Origin of the sequence: Bordetella tumulicola (genome assembly GCF_965138755.1) — a bacterium.
GTDB lineage: Bacteria > Pseudomonadota > Gammaproteobacteria > Burkholderiales > Burkholderiaceae_B > Bordetella_A > Bordetella_A tumulicola.
The window spans coordinates 112,886-128,838 of sequence record NZ_CBCSFP010000001.1 but is presented as its reverse complement, the minus strand read 5'-3'; the positions used below and the strand labels follow the sequence as shown (position 1 = coordinate 128,838).

Below are 15,953 nucleotides of genomic sequence, written 5' to 3'. Positions count from 1 at the left end.
ACTGTGATGCAATTCTTGCAGGCACTGGTGGACGGCATTTTGCTGGGCGGAGTTTACGCGGTCATTTCGATCGGGCTGACGCTCGTCTTCGGGGTGATCTCCATTATCAATTTCGCCCAGGCCGAATTCCTGATGGTGGGCATGTTCGTGGCGTACTTCGCTTGGAAATTGCTGGGGCTGGACCCGTTGCTGGGGTCGTTACTGTCGTTCGCCGTGGCCTTCGTGCTTGGGGTGCTGACGCAGAAATTCCTGATCAATCGGGTGCTGAAGGCGCCAGCGGTGGCGCAAATTTTCCTGACGGTGGGGCTGCTCATCGTCATGGAGAACCTGGCGCTGATTCTATTCGGATCGGAGTTCCGCTCGGTGCAAACGCCCTATCAGATGATGGCTTTCCAGGTCGGTCCACTCTTGTTGAGCGCGCCGTATTTACTGGCATTCGTGGTGGCGGCGGTGGCTGGACTGACGCTGTGGTGGGTACTGAAGAAAACCTGGTGGGGCATGGCGGTGCGAGCCACCGCGCAAGACCCGATGGCCGCCCGGCTATCGGGTATCTCGACTCATCGCGTGCACCAACTAGCCTTCGGGCTGGGTGTCGGTCTGACCGCGTTGGGCGGTGGCATCATCTTGCCCTATCTCACCGCATCGACCACCGTCGGTGCGCAATTCAGTGTGTTGATGTTCACGGCAGTGGTGCTGGGCGGACTGGGTAGCGTGATGGGCGCGGTCGTGGGCGGCGTGGCTGTCGGCGTGATCCAGTCGCTGTCCTCGCTGGTGCTGCCCATGCAACTTCAGAACCTGGTCCTATTCGTCATCTTTATTCTTGTCCTGGCAGTGCGCCCGGAAGGTCTCTTGAAAAGGGCAGCATCATGACGTGGGCTCGGCAATCTCTTCCGTGGGTAATACTGCTGATGATCGCCTTGGCCGCGCCTTGGATGCTGGAAGATCAAGGCTATGGCATCCGTGTCCTGACGCTGGTGCTGTTGTTCGCAGCGATGGGCCAGTCCTGGAACATCGTCGGTGGTTTGGCTAATCAGATCTCGCTCGGTCATGCTGCTTTTTTTGGGCTGGGCGCCTATACCTCTACCCTGCTGCTGATGCGCTACGGTATTTCGCCGTGGCTGGGTATCGTGGCCGCGATGGCGGTGGCGGCCGTGGCGGGCGCGCTGCTCAGCCTGCCCACCATGCGACTGCGCGGGCATTACTTCGCCCTTGCCACGCTGGCGTTCGGCGAAGTGCTGCGCGCCATTGCTAACACCTGGGCGTCGGTCACGGGTGGGCCGGTCGGCCTGTCCATCCCGTTCTCGGAAGGCTTTGCACAGATGCAGTTCAAGTCCAGCATCCCGTATTACTACCTGATGCTGGGCGCCGCGCTGGTCACATCGGTCGTGTTCGCGCTGATCAGCCATTCGCGCCTGGGCTACCGGCTACGTGCCGTAAAAGCCAACCCGCAAGCGGCGGAAGTCATCGGCGTGAACACCGCGCAAACGCGCATCCTGGCCGCGGTGATCTCAGCCGCGCTGATGGGCGCCTGCGGCACGCTGTATGCGCAGTTCATCTACTTCTTTGATCCGGACACGGTGTTCTCGCTGGTGGGCATATCGGTGCGCGTGGCGCTGATTTGCATCATTGGCGGCGTGGGTACGGTGGCGGGTCCGTTGATCGGTGCACTGGTCATCATTCTGTTGGAAGAGGCGTTTAACGACTTGCTATCGGGCCATACGGCGGGCGTGTCCCAACTGGCATTTGGCCTGATCCTGATCGCCATCATTCTGATCGAGCCACGTGGCCTGTCGGCACTGTGGACACGGCTGCGCAACCTGACGCGGGGCCAGCATGCCTGACATCCTGACGGTATCGAATATCCAACGCCGTTTCGGCGGCTTGAAGGCCGTAGACAACGTGTCGTTCAGTGTGGCTCGGGGCGACATCCTGGGATTGATCGGTCCCAACGGCGCGGGCAAGACGACGCTGTTCAACCTGCTGGTGGGCCTGTATACCAGCCAAGGCGGAAGCATCGAACTCGAAGGCCGCGACGTCAGAGGGCTGCGGCCCCATCAGATCGCGGCACTGGGCATGACAAAGACCTTCCAGAACGTGGCGCTGTTTCCCGAAATGACCGTACTGGACAACGTGCTGGTCGGCGGCCTGCTGCGCCATAATGTGTCGCGCGCCCGTCAGATCGCCCGCGACAACCTGGATCGCGTCGGCCTGTCCGCCATCGCGGCCAAACCGGCCGGCGAACTATCGTTTCCCGAGCAGGCGCGAGTGGAGTTGGCACGCGCGCTATGTACCGACCCTAAAGTGTTTCTGCTGGACGAAGTGATGGCAGCGCTGAACGAATCCGAAATGGATGCGCTGCTAGACCTGATCCGCGCGCTGCGCGATGAGTCGGACATCACGTTCATCGTAGTGGAGCATCACATGCGTGCCATCATGCGGCTGTGCAATCGCATCCTGGTGCTCTCATTCGGCCAGAAAATCGCCGAAGGCAGCCCCGCCGAAATCGCTGCGAACCCCACGGTGATCGAGGTCTACCTCGGCAAATCGATGGAGCAGGCGGAGGCCACGACATGAGTCTGTTGCAGATTCGGGCGTTGACGGCTTCTTATGACCGCAGCCCGGTACTTCATGACGTATCGCTAGAGGTGCCAGAAGGCGGCTTCGTCACTGTCGTCGGCGCCAACACTGCGGGCAAGAGCACGCTGTTGCGCTGTATATCGGGCCTGCTGGACAAGGTCGACGGCAATATCGTCTTCGATGGCCAGGACATTCTGCGTCTGCCGCCGCACCGGATTCCAGAGCTGGGAATCGCCCACGTGCCAGAAGGCCGCCATGTTTTCCCCGAGATGACCGTTGAGGAGAATCTCACCATTGGCGGATACACCCGCCGTCGGGACGCCGCGGCCCTCAAGCACGGCCTCGATCAGGTCTATGCCCTGTTTCCCCGACTGCTGGAACGCCGCCGGCAGCAAGCGGGCACGCTGTCTGGCGGTGAACAACAAATGGTGGCCTTTGGTCGCGCACTGATGCTCAAGCCCAGGCTGCTGTTGCTGGATGAACCCAGCCACGGCTTGGCGCCCATGGTGGTCGAAGAAATGCACCAGGCCATGATCGACATCCATCGCAGTGGGCTGACGATATTGCTGGTGGAGCAAAATACACGGCTGGCGCTATCGGTAGCCGAACACGCTTATGTGCTGCAGTCTGGTTCGATGGTGCTGTCGGGCCCCAGCGGCGAGTTGCTGGAAGACAGCCGAGTGCGTGCCGCTTACCTGGGATTGTGAACATGATCCGCCGGCGAGATATATTGCGTCTTTACGTTGAACCGGCGGTTTGCACTGGCCAAGCAGAAGCCTGAACGGCTGTTTGAGCCCGCCGCCAAGCTAAGCGAGAAACACCCATCATGCCCAGCCGCACCGGCGCAATCTTCGAGAAACCTTCCACGTTGCGCACTCGCGTCGAGGAGTTCCTGCGCGCGTCCATCATGGACGGCCGTATCAAAGGCGGTGAACGCCTGCGTGAAATTGAACTCTGCGATCAACTGAACATCAGCCGCAGCACGTTGCGCGAGGCGCTGCGCACACTGGAAGCCGAACGGCTGATCTCCATCGAACCACACCGTGGACCGACGGTCGTGCGCATCACGGAGAAAGCGGCGCGCGACCTGTACGCCCTGCGTGCGCTGCTCGAAGGTTTCGCCGCGCATGAATTCGCTCGGCTGGCCAGCGACTCGGACGTCGAACGGCTTCGAAAGGCCGTTCAAGCCCTGAACCGCCAGGCCAAGGGCAGCAATAAATCCGCCCTGCTCGCAGCCAAGCGCGACTTCTACGATGTACTGTTATCGGGCTGCGAAAACGACCTGGTCAAAGATATGTTGCCCGGCCTGCTGTCGCGCATCAACTTGCTGCGCGCCACCTCTTTTGCGCGGCCTGAGCGGCTGCCCGAAAGTATGGCCGAGATCGATCACATCTTCGAACGCATCCTGAATCGGGACCCACAAGGCGCCCAAGCGGCTGCCCAGAGTCACATCGTCAACGCGCAACGCACCGCCCTCGATGTGCTCAGACGCCAACAAGAGGAGACCTCCACAAGTGAACACGATCGTGCAGGAACTGAAAGCCGGCGTGACCCTGGCGCACCAGGATAGCGAATTCAAATCCGCGGCCAGAGGCCTGCCGTGCGCCATTTGGCTGCAGGTTGGCACCGACCCAAACGAGAAAGTCAGTGCGTGGGTCGGCCAACCCGCGGCGCCCTCGCAACGTATCGTCATCATGGCCTCCCCTGACACATGGCGCAAGCTACTGGATCCGAATCCTCCTGTCGGCTACCACTCATTCACTGCGGCACACCGCTATGCGCAAGGCTTGCAGGTCAAGGGCGACGCCTTGTCCATCGCCCAGGCCCTACACGCCCTGGAACGGCTATTTGAGCTCTTGCGCGGGCAAGTCGACGCCGCGCCCGCCTTGCTCGACCGCAGTGCGATTACCGGCCAATACGCCACGTTGGATCTCGGAACGACGCAGGCCTCTCTGTACTACGAGACCAGCGGCCTTGCCGACGGTCCGCCGCTTTTAATGCTGCACACCGCGGGCGCCGATTCCCGCCAGTATCACGCGCTGATGGCGGACCCGGACCTGCGCCGCCGATGGCGCATGATCGCCTTCGACATGCCCGCCCACGGCCGCAGCATGCCATTACCCGGCCAGGCCTGGACCGAAACCGGGCTGACCCGCGACACCTATCTGCAGACTTGCCTCGCAGTCATACACCAAGTGGTGGGCGCGCCCACCGCTCTGCTGGGCTGCTCAATGGGCGCGGCGATGGCGTTGGTCATCGCCACCACCCACCCCGCGGACGTGACCGGTGTCGTAGCACTGGAGGCACCTTTCAAGGCGACCGGCCGACGCACCCCGATGCTGTGCCATCCCCAGGTCAACCAGGCTGCTCACAACCCCGCTTACGTGCGTGGGCTGATGGGTCCGTCGTCCATGCTACAAGCACGCCGCGAGGCGGCCTGGATCTACGCGCAAGGCGGATTCAACGTGTATGCCAATGATCTCTGGTTCTATAGCGAAGACTTCGACGCAGGCAAACACCTGAGCGGCTTGGACACCAGCACGTTCGGCGTGTCGCTGCTGACGGGCGCGTACGACTATTCGGCTAGCCCGGAAGATTCACGTCGCGTCGCCGCGATGATTCCCGGCGCCCGTTTCACTACCATGCCCGATCTGGGCCACTTTCCCATGGTTGAAAATCCGCAACGCCTGATGCACTACTTGAAGCCCGAGCTCGATCTCATTCTCGCTGCCCGGTCGACGGGTTAGAGACGTTGGGTATCGTGGCCCATAGGCGGGACGGCCCTGTCTGACTGTCAGGTCGATCTGCCGAACATTGATGGCTCGCTGTTCAATCCCTCTGGACTACCGCCCGTCGATGACGTCACCGGCCATAGCCGCCGCCGCCCGCGCTCTCCATCACGATCCGGTCGCCCGGTTTCAGAATGCGTTGCTCGGTAGGATCGCTGGGCTCGCCGTTGATCAGCAGTTTTCCTCGCGCGCCGTCCTGCCCTCCATTCAGGCCTGGCGGAGGAAACTTCAGCCGCGTCATCAGAAATGAGGTCGCCACGCTCGAGGCTTCTTGCGTGATCTCGAACTCGAAGGTCAGACCCTCGCCGCCACGCTGACGGCCCGCGCCGCCGCTGCCGCGCCGGATCTCGCGTCGATGCACCAGAATCGGCGCTAGCGCCTCCATCATCTCGACGGGCGTGTTGCCGAGGTTGGCCGGAAAAGACAAGGCCGAAAAACCATTGCGCCTGGCGGTCGCGCCCTGCCCGCCATTAATGAAATTCACCACGTTGAAGGGACGATCGCGATAGCGGCCGAACATGGTCACCGACGAATTGGCTGAGCCGCTGGCCCAGACACGGTCGGGCAGCACTTTGGACAGGGCCATGAAAATGGCGGGCGACAACATATGCCCGATAGCACCCCGGCCCCCCGAGGCCGCCGGATACGTCGGGTTCAGGATCGAGCCCAGTGGCGCGTCTGTGGTGATCGGCAGAAAACCGCCCTCGTTGTTCGGCACATCCGGGCACAGCAAGGCCTTGATCGGATAGGCTGAGTAGGCGAAGGCGTAGATCGGCACCACGTTTACCGCCCGCGGTTGCTGCGGGCTGGAGCCGGCGTAGTCGATAGCGATCGCATCGCCCTTGACGATCAGCTTGCAGCAGATGCGGATGGGCTCCTCGAAGCCATCGTGGTAGACCTCCGATTCGTACACGCCGTCGGGTAGTCCGGAGATAGCCTGACGCATAGCGGCTTCGGAGCGGTGACGAATGGCTGCGCCCAGCGCGTCCAGATCGACCGACTCCAACAGCGGCCCCAAGCGCTCTTCCATCATGCGGCATGCGCTGACCTGCGCCCAGATATCACCCAGGCCTTGCTCCGGTACGCGGATGTTCTGGCGAATCATGTCGACCAGCGTTTCATTGATTCGCCCCGCGTCCAACAGCTTGAGCATCGGGATCTGCAGCCCCTCTTCATAGATTTCCCGGTTGGCATTGCTGCGCAGCCGCCCGCCTATGTCCGGCAGATGTGACACGAGCGCGGCGAACGCGACCAGCTTGCCCCGAAAGAACAACGGCATGACGGTGTTGACATCGTGGATGTGGCCCGTGCCCATCCAGGGGTCGTTGGTGACCAGCACGTCGCCTGGGCGCAGCGTGTCAGCTGGGAATTTTTTCAGGAAGTGCTTCACAGTGGCCGGCAGACTGCCGATGAACGACGGGATGCTCATGGTGGACTGCGCTAGCGAGCGGCCTTGCGCATCCGTCAGCACCACGGCGAAGTCATTGGCGTCGCGCACCAAGGTCGAGAAGCAGGTGCGCACGAATGCCGTGGAGGCTTCGTCGACAATGCTGATCAACCGCCGCCAGAGGATCTCCAGCTCAATGGGGTCAAAACGGCAGGCCACGGACTTGGCGGCGGGGGAAGTGCAAGCTTGCGTCATTCGAATTCCTTGATCGTCACGGAGACCGTCAGGTCGGGCAGTATCTCTACGTCGGCCGCCACGGGCACGACCAGTGTTGACTCGCGCTCTTCCAGCACCAGCGGGCCTTGCAGCCGCGTGCCGGCCGGCAAGCTGTAGCGCTCGTAGACATTGACCGGGCCAAAGGCACGCTTGAGCGGCAGATAAATGTCGCGCTGGCTCGCTGCGGTGACCGCCTTTTCGCGGGATTCGCCCCAGTTGAAACCGTGCGCCTCGCTCACGGACCTACCGGTCAACCGCCAGGTCAACACCTGAGGACGCGCGCCCGGCACCAGATGGCCGTAGAGTTCGCGGTAGCGAGCCTCGAAAGCGTCCAGCATCAGGGATTGTGCGTCGGTCCCGAAAACCTGCATCGGTACGGAAACAGGCACGTTCTCGCCCTGGCCGTCGTACCGCATCTCGGCGCCGATCACCCATTCCAGCGCCGTCTGCGACGCACCCGCCGCGTCCAGTTCGGCCTGGGCCTCGGTGCGCAGCGCGGCGAAACGCGCGTTCACCTCGTTCCATTGCACTTCGTCCAGCAGCGCCGGCTGCGACCAGGAACGGTCGGCGCGCGCTGGCGCGGCCAGCATGCCCAGGCAGGAACCAGCACCCGCGGCGATGGACGTCAGCAGACGAGGGATACGCAGCTTTCGTGCCACTTCCGCCGCGTGCACGGGTCCGGCGCCGCCGGTCGCAACAAACGTGAAGTCGCGTGGGTCATGGCCTTTTTCCGCGATGTGAATACGCGCCGCGCTGGCCATGTTCTCGTTGACCATGTCGTGAATGCCCCAGGCCACATCCAGCGCGGCCATGCCCAGTTGGTCAGCCAGGCGTTGCAGGCCGGCCATGGCGGCCTCCTTTTGCAAGCGCATCTCGCCGCCCAGGAAATTGTCGGGATTCAGGTAACCCAGCACCAGATCCGCGTCCGTTACTGTCACCTCGGTGCCGCCCGTGCCATAGCAGGCCGGCCCCGGCACGGACCCGGCAGACTCCGGGCCGATATTCAGCAGCCCCAAGCGGCTGACATGGGCGATGGAACCGCCACCTGCGCCGATCTCGATCAGGTCGATGCTGGGAATCAGAATGGGCAACCCCGAGCCGCGCTTGAATCGGTGCACGCGAGCGCACTCGAAGCTGTAAGCCACCGGCGGCTCGCCATCTGCCACCACACAGGCTTTCGCGGTGGTGCCGCCCATGTCGAAGGCCAGCACGCGCGTCAGGCCTTGGGCCCGCGCGGTGTTAAGCGCCGACAGCACGCCGGCGGCCGGACCCGACTCCAGTAGGAAGATCGGCGTATGCGCAGCGGCCGACGCGGAGGTGAAGCCGCCGCTCGACACCATGACGCGCAAGGGAATGTCCGCGCCCAGCGACGCGATGCGCGACTCCAACTGACGCAGATAGTCGGCCACGATGGGCTTGACGTAGGCGTTGGCCGCCACGGTGGAGGTGCGTTCGAACTCCTTGACCTCGCGCGCCAGATCCGCGGACAGCGATATCTCCACGCCCGGCAACGCTTCGCCCAGGTAGGCGCTCACAGCGCGCTCGTGCGCATCGTTGACGTAGGAGTGCAGCAACGACACCGCGACGGAGCGCACACCAAGCGCGCGCAAGGCGTCGGCCACACCGGCCAGCGCGTCCGCCTCCAGTGGCGTGAGCACCTGGCCGCTAGCGCCCAGACGCTCGCGCAGCTCCACGCGGTCTTTCGCCGCGATCAACGGCTGCGGCAACGCCAGTTCCAGGTCGTATAGGTCGTAGCGCCATTCACGACCGATGTCGAGTACGTCGCGCATGCCCTCGGTCGTCACCAAGGCCGTGTGCACGCCCTTGCGTTCGATCAGCGTGTTGGTGACCAACGTGGTGCCGTGCACCACTTCGTCCAGCCCCAAGGCGCCCTGGCCGCTTTCGCGCACCTGGCGCAGCAGGTCCTCGGCAACGGTGGAGACCGCACGGCCCGGATCGTCGGGCGTGGTCAGCGCCTTGCCGACCCAGATGCGGCCGTCGGCCTGGCGCGTAGCCACGCCATCGGTGAACGTGCCGCCAATATCGACCGCGATGCGCAGCCCCGAGGATGGCTGTGTTTCAGAGGTGTTTTTCAAGATCCCGCTCGCTTTTTCTGGGTGATGAGGATGTAGAAAATGATAGAAAAGTCTATTAACCACTACAAATGAAACATTCCGGTTGATTCATTCGTAGCACCAATATATTCTTGGCGCTGCGCGGTCGCTGCCGGAGCTCACGCCATGTCCACCATCATTACGTTGCGTCACTTGCGCAGCTTTGTCGCTGTTGCCGATACCGAGTCATTCACTCGCGCCGCCGAGCGCCTATTCCTGACGCAATCGTCGCTAAGCGCAACCATTCGCCAGCTTGAAGAAGACGTGGGCGTCAAGCTCTTCGAGCGCACGACGCGTAGCGTGAGCCTGACGCCCACCGCGCGCCATTTGCACCAGCAGGCCGCGGCGCTGCTGCTGCAGTTCGATGCCATCGTGAGCGATCTGAAGGCCGTGGCACTGCAACAGCATGGTCACCTGCGCATTGCCGCCGCGCCGTCCATCGTGGCCTGGCTGCTGATCCCCGCATTGCCGCGCTTTCAGGCAAACTACCCCAACGTCACGCTGTCGGTACGCGAGGCGGGATCGGCCGAGATCGAACGGCGCGTGCGCGACGGCGAGGTCGATTTCGCCATCACGAGCCGTCTGGCCGATTACGCCGAGCTGACCTACACCCCGCTCTTGAAAGACCGCTATGGCGTGGTATGCAGCAAGGACCATCCGCTGGCTGCGCTCCGAGGACCGCTGCACTGGTCGCAGGTGTCCGCGCATCGGGACGACCTGGTCGGTCTGGCCTCCGACACGCTGGTTGGCAGCATGCACCGGCGCACGTTGCAGGAATACCAACTGACGCAATACCGCGAAGAGGTGTCCAGTTCCGCCACCCTGCATCCCATGTTGCAACTGGGCCAGCGCCTGTGCGTCCTACCCACGCTCACCGCCAAGACGCATCAGTTGGAAACGCTGCCCTTTCAGCCCCTGGCCGAACCCGTGCTGTACCGCGAGCTGTGTCTGGTGACACGCAGTCTGCGTTCCATGTCGCGTACCGCGCAGGCCCTATTGCAGGCGCTGCTTGACACCCTGCATGCCGCGTCGCTGCCGCAAGGTGTGGAATTGGTCGAGCCGCTCGCCTGACACGACGCGATCAGGCCGTTGCCACACTCAACGCACGGATATCCTCGCGACGGTTGAGCCACCACGCGTAGTCCGCGGGCAGCAGGTCCAGGTACTTGTCCAACCCCAATTCACGCCCAGCCCGCACGGGCCAGTTCGGTTCCACCATGAGTTCGCGCGCCAAGGCGATCAGATCGGCCTGACCGTCCTGCAAGATGCGTTCGGCTTGCGCCGGCTCGGTGATGAGGCCCACCGCACAGGCGGCCACGCCGGCTTCCTTGCGCACCCGCTCTGCATATGGCACCTGGTAACCGGGCACGCGCGGCACCACGGCCATGTTCAACGGCCCGTTGATGCCACCGGACGAACAGGTCACAACGTCGACGCCTCGTTCGCCCAGGGCGCGAGCCAGCACCACTGTGTCATCCATATTCCACACACCGCCATCGCCGTCGACCGCCGACACGCGGAAGAACACGGGTTTGTCTTGCGGCCAAACGTCGCGGATGGCCTCGGTAATTTCCAGCGCGAGCCGCATGCGCCCATTCAGGTCGCCGCCCCAGGCATCCGTGCGCAAGTTGGCCAACGGTGACAGGAATTGATGGATCAAGTAGCCGTGCGCGCCGTGAATCTCGCAGACGTCAAAACCGGCGTCCAGGCTACGCAAAGCCGCGGTGCGCCAAGTCTGGATCATGACGCGGATCTGCGACTCGTCCAGCGCCACGGGCGTCAGGGCGCCCGGCTTGGCTGCCAGTTCACTGGCTGAAACCCCGCGCCACGGGGGCCGGCCTTCCAGGGCGTCGGCCTCGGTCAGCGGCTTGAAGTTGGTCCAGGGCGGGCCGCACGATGCCTTGCGGCCGGAATGACCCAATTGGATGCCAGCAGCCGCGCCGCTCGCATGAATAAAATCGGTGATGCGACGATACGCGGCAACGTGTGCATGAGTGTAGATACCCGCGCAGCCGTAGGTTTTGCGTCCGCTGGCTTGCACCGCTGTTTCCTCACCGAACACCAGACCGGCCCCGCCCAGGGCGAATTTGCCCAGGTGCACCAGGTGCCAGTCGCTGGGCGCACCATCCTGTGACGCATACTGGCACATGGGCGAAACCACAATCCGGTTGCGCAAGCGCAATCCGCGCAATGTCGTTGGCGACAGCAGCAAGGGTTTTTCACCCCCCTCGTCGCTCATGGCAACTTGATGTTGCGCTGCTCGATCAGTGTGCCCCATTTTTTTGTCTCCGCGTCTGCATAAGCCTTGTAAGTATCGGGTGTACCACCGCTCAGTTCGTAACCCATGGCACCCAGTTTCTCCACGACTGCGGGATCCTGCAGTGCGGCATTGAGCACCTGGTTCAGGCGGTCAACCGTCGACTTGGGTGTACCGGCCGGCGCGAACAAGCCAAACGTGGTCAGGGAATCGAAGCCCGTCACACCGGCCTCGGCCAGCGTAGGGACATCGGGCAGCGACGGCGCGCGCGCCGTGCCACTGGTTCCCAGCGCTTTCAGCTTACCGCCTCGGATCAGGGGCTCGGCCACGCTGATATCCACAAAGCCCACTTGCGTCTGGGCACCCAGAATGGCCTGCACCGCGGGCGCACCGCCCCGGTACGGCACGTGCAGCATGTTGATGCCGGTGATCGACATCAGCAGTTCGGTGGCTAGGTGGCTGGATCCACCCACGCCGGAAGACGCGTAGGTGATCTCGCCAGGCTTTTGCTTAGCGCGGGTCAGCAACTGCGCCATCGTATCGACTCCCAGGGCGGGGGCAGCGCACAGCACCTGCTGGTTCCCGCCGATCATCCCGATCGGGACGAAGTCGGTGTCCACGTTGTAGGTCAGATTGCTATAGAAATGGGGGGCGATAGCGAATGTGCTGTTGGTGCCCAGCAGCAGCGTATAGCCGTCGGGATCGGCACGGGCCACCTGTGCATAGCCGATGGTGCCGGTGGCGCCGGGCTTGTTCTCCACCACGATGGACGTGCCCAGTCGACGCCCCATGCTCTCGGCCAGGATTCGGCCCAATATATCGGTGGATCCACCTACCGACCAAGGGATCACCATCCGGATGGGGCGTGTGGGATAAGCGTCCGCGGCCTTGGCTGGGACGGTACTCACCGCGCCCAGCGTACAGGCGACAGCGACGAGAAATCGGCGAAAAGTCGGATGCATGTAACCGCCATCAAGTGCGTGAACGAACGACGAAGGGACAATGCCCCGCCACTATGTGTCGTTACTATGACGGTCAGCCAAAAGATCCAACAAATGAAAAATCCTAATGATTTGATTTGCGCCCGCTAATAATCGAGCCGTGTACTACGCCAGTGCTTCATGATGGGGCGGAAAAAGCGCGGGTTTGATCTCATTTCGGGCGACAACGCGACATCATGCACCAACGGGTGGCACGCTTGCACACATGTCTTATTTGCCAGGCAACAATCGATTCAGCCCCAACCGTTGCCAAGCCCCTGTCGAAATGACAAATGGCCTTCCCGCTGCCGCCTGATCCGTTGGCGTATTAACGGCCGTGATATGAGGGCCGGCGCTTCTGGAGAAACGCCGTCACGCCTTCGTGAAAATCCTCGGTCGCCGCGCACGCCTCGAACGCCGCGCGCTCGGCATCCAGCTGCGTCGCCAGATCGCGCGTCTCGGCGGCCCGGAGCAGGCTTTTTATGCGACCGAACGACGCGGTCGGACCATCGGCCAGACGCCGTATCAATTGATCGGTTTCAGCGTCCAGATCGGCAGCCGGCACCACACGGTTAACCACAGATAAACGCAAGGCTTCGGTTGCGTCAAGCGACTCCGACAGCAACGCGATCTCCATGGCTTTACGCAAACCGACAACGCGAGGCAAATGCCACGACCCCGATGCGTCGGGGCTAGCGCCTAGCTTGGCGTACGCCATATTGAAGGTACTATCGTCGGCGGCAATGGCTAAATCGGCGGCCAGCATCATGCTCAGGCCGGCGCCCGCGACCGCTCCGCGCACGCTCGCCACCACGGGTACAGGCAGCGCCGTCATGATCAGGAGCCCTGCGTGCAGCGGCTCGATAATCCGCGCGGCTGTGGCGGCACCCTGGCTTAGCTCCGCCACGTCGCCACCGGCCATGAAGGCCCTGCCCTGGCCGCACAGCAACACGGCCCTGACTTCGGGTGTTGCCGCAATCGTCGTGACCGCATCCAGAAATGCCCGTGCCATATCGATGTTGACGGCGTTAAGCGCGTCGGGCCGATTAAAGCGGATGCACGCCACAGCTTGGGCGATGCTCAATTGCAAGGGGGATGTGGAATCAGGTTGTGTCATAAGGCTATATTCCAAGGTGTTGCGCCAGCCCCGGCAAGGCGGCGCGCAGCATCTGCTCGATGACTTCGTCGGCGCTCAGTCGGCCGCCGGGTTGATACCAACGCACGGTAAAGTTCATGCCGCCCAGAACGTGCTTGCGAATAATGGCCGCATCGCCCTGCACCAGTCCGCAGGTTACGGCATCGTCAATGGCGCGATGCCACAGCTTCTCGTAGGCCGTGCTCAGTTCCTGGACCTGCGCGCGCCCCTGGGGCGACAGGCTGCGCCATTCGTAGATCATGGCATGCATGGCATCGCCACCTACGCCGCTGATCAGACTGGCCATATGCAATCGGAAGAGCCGCTCCAGGCGCTTGGCCGGCTGTTCATGGCGCGCCATAATTTCCTGCCCTTCATCGATGACCGACTGAATGCCATTAGCCATGACCGCCACCAGAATGTCTTCTTTGGTGCGGAAATAATGAAACAGGCTACCTGATTGCAAACCCACGGCGTCGGCCAGTTCGCGCACTGTGGTACGTTCATAGCCGTTGTGCCGAAACAATCGCGCGGCGGTCAGGATCACCGCTTCGCGACGGCCGTCGCCGGCGGTGGAGATAGACGAATGCGAAGACGTTGCAGGCTTCACGTGTACAGCGCCTCTATCTGTTCGGCATAGCTCTTGTAAATACTGGCGCGCCGCACTTTCATGGTTGCCGTCACCTCGCCATCATCGTGGTCGAGCTCTTTGGTCAATACATGAAAGCGCCGGATATGCGAGACGTCGGCCAATTGCCGGTTGGCCATAGCGACCTCTCGTTCTATCAGTTCGCGCACAGACGCATGCTCGGCCAGAGAACGGAAATGGGTGAAGGCAATGCCTTGGGATTCCGCCCACTTGGCAACGGTGTCGAATTCGATCTGTATCAGTGCCGAGACGTACTTACGCCCATCGCCGATCACGATGCATTCCTTGACGTAAGGGCTGGCCTTGACCTTGTTTTCGATTTCTGAGGGCGTCAGGTTTTTACCGCCCGCGGTGATCATGATGTCTTTCAGTCTATCGACGATGCGCAACATGCCGCCCTCCTCGGCTATAACGTCGCCCGTCTTGAGCCATCCTCCGTCAAGGACTCCCTCTGTCTGTTCCGGCGCCTTGTAGTAGCCCTCGAACACCATATCGCCGCGCACCCAAAGCTCGTCGTGCTCGCCCTGGCGATACTCGACGCCCAGTATGGGTTCACCCACCGTGCCAGAAAGAATACGGTCGGGATGCTGGCCCAATATCATCCCGGTACTCTCGGTCAGACCGTATACCTCGACCAACGGCAAGCCCATGGTACGAAAATAATGCACGATGGTGGTCGAGATAGGCGCAGCGCCGGTCAAGGCAATCTTGGCACGCCGCAATCCAATGAAATTCAACAACGCGCGCAGTACCAACCAATACCAAAACAGATAGGTGAGTTTCTCGCCAAGTGTGCGCTGTGACGCTGACTTGAGGGCAAAAGGCGTGCAGGCACGCATGGCGCGATGGTACAGGGCTTGCGCCCAGGGGCGTGCTTCCTGCATTTTTATCGTGATGGCGGCGTGCAGCTTTTCCCATATGCGTGGCACGCCCAGGAACAACGTGGGGCCCACCTCGCGCAGGTCTTCCTGCACTGTGCGGATGGACTCGCCAAAATTGACCATCGCGCCAGAATAAATGGGCACGAACGTCGTCAACATTTGCTCAGCGACGTGACAGAGCGGCAAGTACGAAAGATGGGAATCGCTGGCGTCCAGACCTAGCCTTTCCATGATGCCCGGCGCCACGGCACGCATATTGCGATAGGAAATCATCGCCCCTTTGGGCTTGCCCGTTGAGCCGGACGTGTAGATCATGAGGCCGACATCACTGAGACGCTGAACGGCAAGCACCTCTCCGACGACATCTGGTTCGCTGGCATGCCGCTCGGTACCTAGTCGCTCTAACTCCTCGAATGTATGGATGAGTTGACGCACTTGGTCCGTATAACTGCTCAGGCCCTTGGTTTCCATCACGACAATGCTACGCAGGCGCGGCAACGCATCGCGTACCTCCAGCACCTTTTCGAGCTGCTCCTGGTCTTCGCACACGACCAGCTCGATATCGGCGTGGTTCATCACATAGCCGATTTCGGCCGAGGGGCTCGTGGGATACAAACCCACGGTCACTGCGCCAACCACACCGGCCCCCATCTGGCTCAACACCCATTCAATGCGGTTCTCGGACAGCACTCCCACGTGGCCGCCTGGCGAAACACCCAGCGCGCGCAGCCCCATGCCTACGTGACACGCCCTTTGCCAGTAATCACGCCAGCAATAAGGTCGCCAAATGCCGAAATCCTTTTGTCGAATGGCGATGCGGTCGGGCATCCTGGACGCCTGCTCGCGCAGCATCTGCGGTAGCGTCAGTTCCGGTAGCTCTGGCGTATAAGCGCGCATATTCATGCTCT

At 62.2% G+C, this 15,953-nt stretch carries 14 protein-coding genes; 7 read left to right on the top strand and 7 right to left on the bottom strand.

Going from position 1 to position 15,953, the window contains the following annotated elements; all coding sequences use genetic code 11:
- Positions 1–6: 6 nt before the first annotated feature.
- The 6 genes from ACNAZS_RS00620 to ACNAZS_RS00595 all read left to right on the top strand — a co-directional run bounded on the left by ACNAZS_RS00620 (position 7) and on the right by ACNAZS_RS00595 (position 5,324).
- Positions 7–870, top strand: coding sequence for a branched-chain amino acid ABC transporter permease (locus tag ACNAZS_RS00620; protein ID WP_415785115.1), 864 nt, complete (start codon positions 7–9; stop codon positions 868–870).
- Complete coding sequence (locus ACNAZS_RS00615) at positions 867–1,841, top strand: branched-chain amino acid ABC transporter permease (RefSeq protein ID WP_415785113.1); 975 nt, start codon at positions 867–869, stop codon at positions 1,839–1,841. The genes ACNAZS_RS00620 and ACNAZS_RS00615 overlap by 4 nt, the downstream gene beginning before the upstream one ends.
- Positions 1,834–2,574, top strand: a complete 741-nt coding sequence (locus ACNAZS_RS00610; RefSeq protein WP_415785111.1) for an ABC transporter ATP-binding protein — start codon at positions 1,834–1,836, stop codon at positions 2,572–2,574. The genes ACNAZS_RS00615 and ACNAZS_RS00610 overlap by 8 nt, the downstream gene beginning before the upstream one ends.
- Positions 2,571–3,284, top strand: a complete 714-nt coding sequence (locus ACNAZS_RS00605) for an ABC transporter ATP-binding protein (protein ID WP_415785109.1) — start codon at positions 2,571–2,573, stop codon at positions 3,282–3,284. The genes ACNAZS_RS00610 and ACNAZS_RS00605 overlap by 4 nt, the downstream gene beginning before the upstream one ends.
- Positions 3,285–3,403: 119 nt before the next feature.
- A complete protein-coding gene (locus tag ACNAZS_RS00600) occupies positions 3,404–4,147 on the top strand; it encodes a GntR family transcriptional regulator (RefSeq protein WP_415785107.1) in 744 nt (247 codons plus the stop codon).
- Complete coding sequence (locus tag ACNAZS_RS00595) at positions 4,092–5,324, top strand: alpha/beta fold hydrolase (RefSeq protein WP_415785105.1); 1,233 nt, start codon at positions 4,092–4,094, stop codon at positions 5,322–5,324. Before ACNAZS_RS00600 ends, ACNAZS_RS00595 begins: the two co-directional genes overlap by 56 nt.
- Positions 5,325–5,439: 115 nt before the next feature.
- On the opposite strand, the gene ACNAZS_RS00590 is transcribed toward ACNAZS_RS00595, so the two are convergent.
- Positions 5,440–7,008, bottom strand: a complete 1,569-nt coding sequence (locus tag ACNAZS_RS00590) for a hydantoinase B/oxoprolinase family protein (protein ID WP_415785103.1) — start codon at positions 7,006–7,008, stop codon at positions 5,440–5,442.
- Positions 7,005–9,125: a hydantoinase/oxoprolinase family protein gene (locus ACNAZS_RS00585; RefSeq protein ID WP_415785101.1), complete on the bottom strand. Its 2,121-nt coding sequence runs from the start codon at positions 9,123–9,125 to the stop codon at positions 7,005–7,007. Before ACNAZS_RS00585 ends, ACNAZS_RS00590 begins: the two co-directional genes overlap by 4 nt.
- 144 nt (positions 9,126–9,269) lie before the next feature.
- Here ACNAZS_RS00585 and ACNAZS_RS00580 point away from each other — a divergent pair, with 144 nt between their 5' ends.
- Positions 9,270–10,214 carry a LysR family transcriptional regulator gene (locus ACNAZS_RS00580; RefSeq protein WP_415785099.1) on the top strand — a complete coding sequence of 315 codons (945 nt, stop codon included), beginning with the start codon at positions 9,270–9,272 and terminating at the stop codon, positions 10,212–10,214.
- A 10-nt stretch (positions 10,215–10,224) separates the two neighbouring features.
- Here the strand turns inward: ACNAZS_RS00580 and ACNAZS_RS00575 are convergent, their stop codons facing one another.
- The 5 genes from ACNAZS_RS00575 to ACNAZS_RS00555 all read right to left on the bottom strand — a co-directional run bounded on the left by ACNAZS_RS00575 (position 10,225) and on the right by ACNAZS_RS00555 (position 15,948).
- Entirely contained in the window at positions 10,225–11,421 is a 1,197-nt protein-coding gene (locus tag ACNAZS_RS00575) for an NADH:flavin oxidoreductase/NADH oxidase (RefSeq protein ID WP_415785097.1), read from the bottom strand.
- The gene (locus ACNAZS_RS00570) at positions 11,379–12,362 is read right to left on the bottom strand and encodes a Bug family tripartite tricarboxylate transporter substrate binding protein (RefSeq protein ID WP_415785095.1); all 984 of its coding nucleotides are present in this window, start codon (positions 12,360–12,362) and stop codon (positions 11,379–11,381) included. Before ACNAZS_RS00570 ends, ACNAZS_RS00575 begins: the two co-directional genes overlap by 43 nt.
- Positions 12,363–12,708: 346 nt before the next feature.
- Positions 12,709–13,497, bottom strand: a complete 789-nt coding sequence (locus ACNAZS_RS00565) for an enoyl-CoA hydratase-related protein (RefSeq protein WP_415785093.1) — start codon at positions 13,495–13,497, stop codon at positions 12,709–12,711.
- 4 nt (positions 13,498–13,501) lie between these two features.
- Positions 13,502–14,125 carry a TetR/AcrR family transcriptional regulator gene (locus ACNAZS_RS00560; protein WP_415785091.1) on the bottom strand — a complete coding sequence of 208 codons (624 nt, stop codon included), beginning with the start codon at positions 14,123–14,125 and terminating at the stop codon, positions 13,502–13,504.
- Positions 14,122–15,948 (bottom strand): AMP-dependent synthetase/ligase, encoded by a 1,827-nt coding sequence (locus ACNAZS_RS00555; protein ID WP_415785089.1) that lies wholly within the window; start codon positions 15,946–15,948, stop codon positions 14,122–14,124. The genes ACNAZS_RS00560 and ACNAZS_RS00555 overlap by 4 nt, the downstream gene beginning before the upstream one ends.
- Positions 15,949–15,953 lie beyond the last annotated feature (5 nt).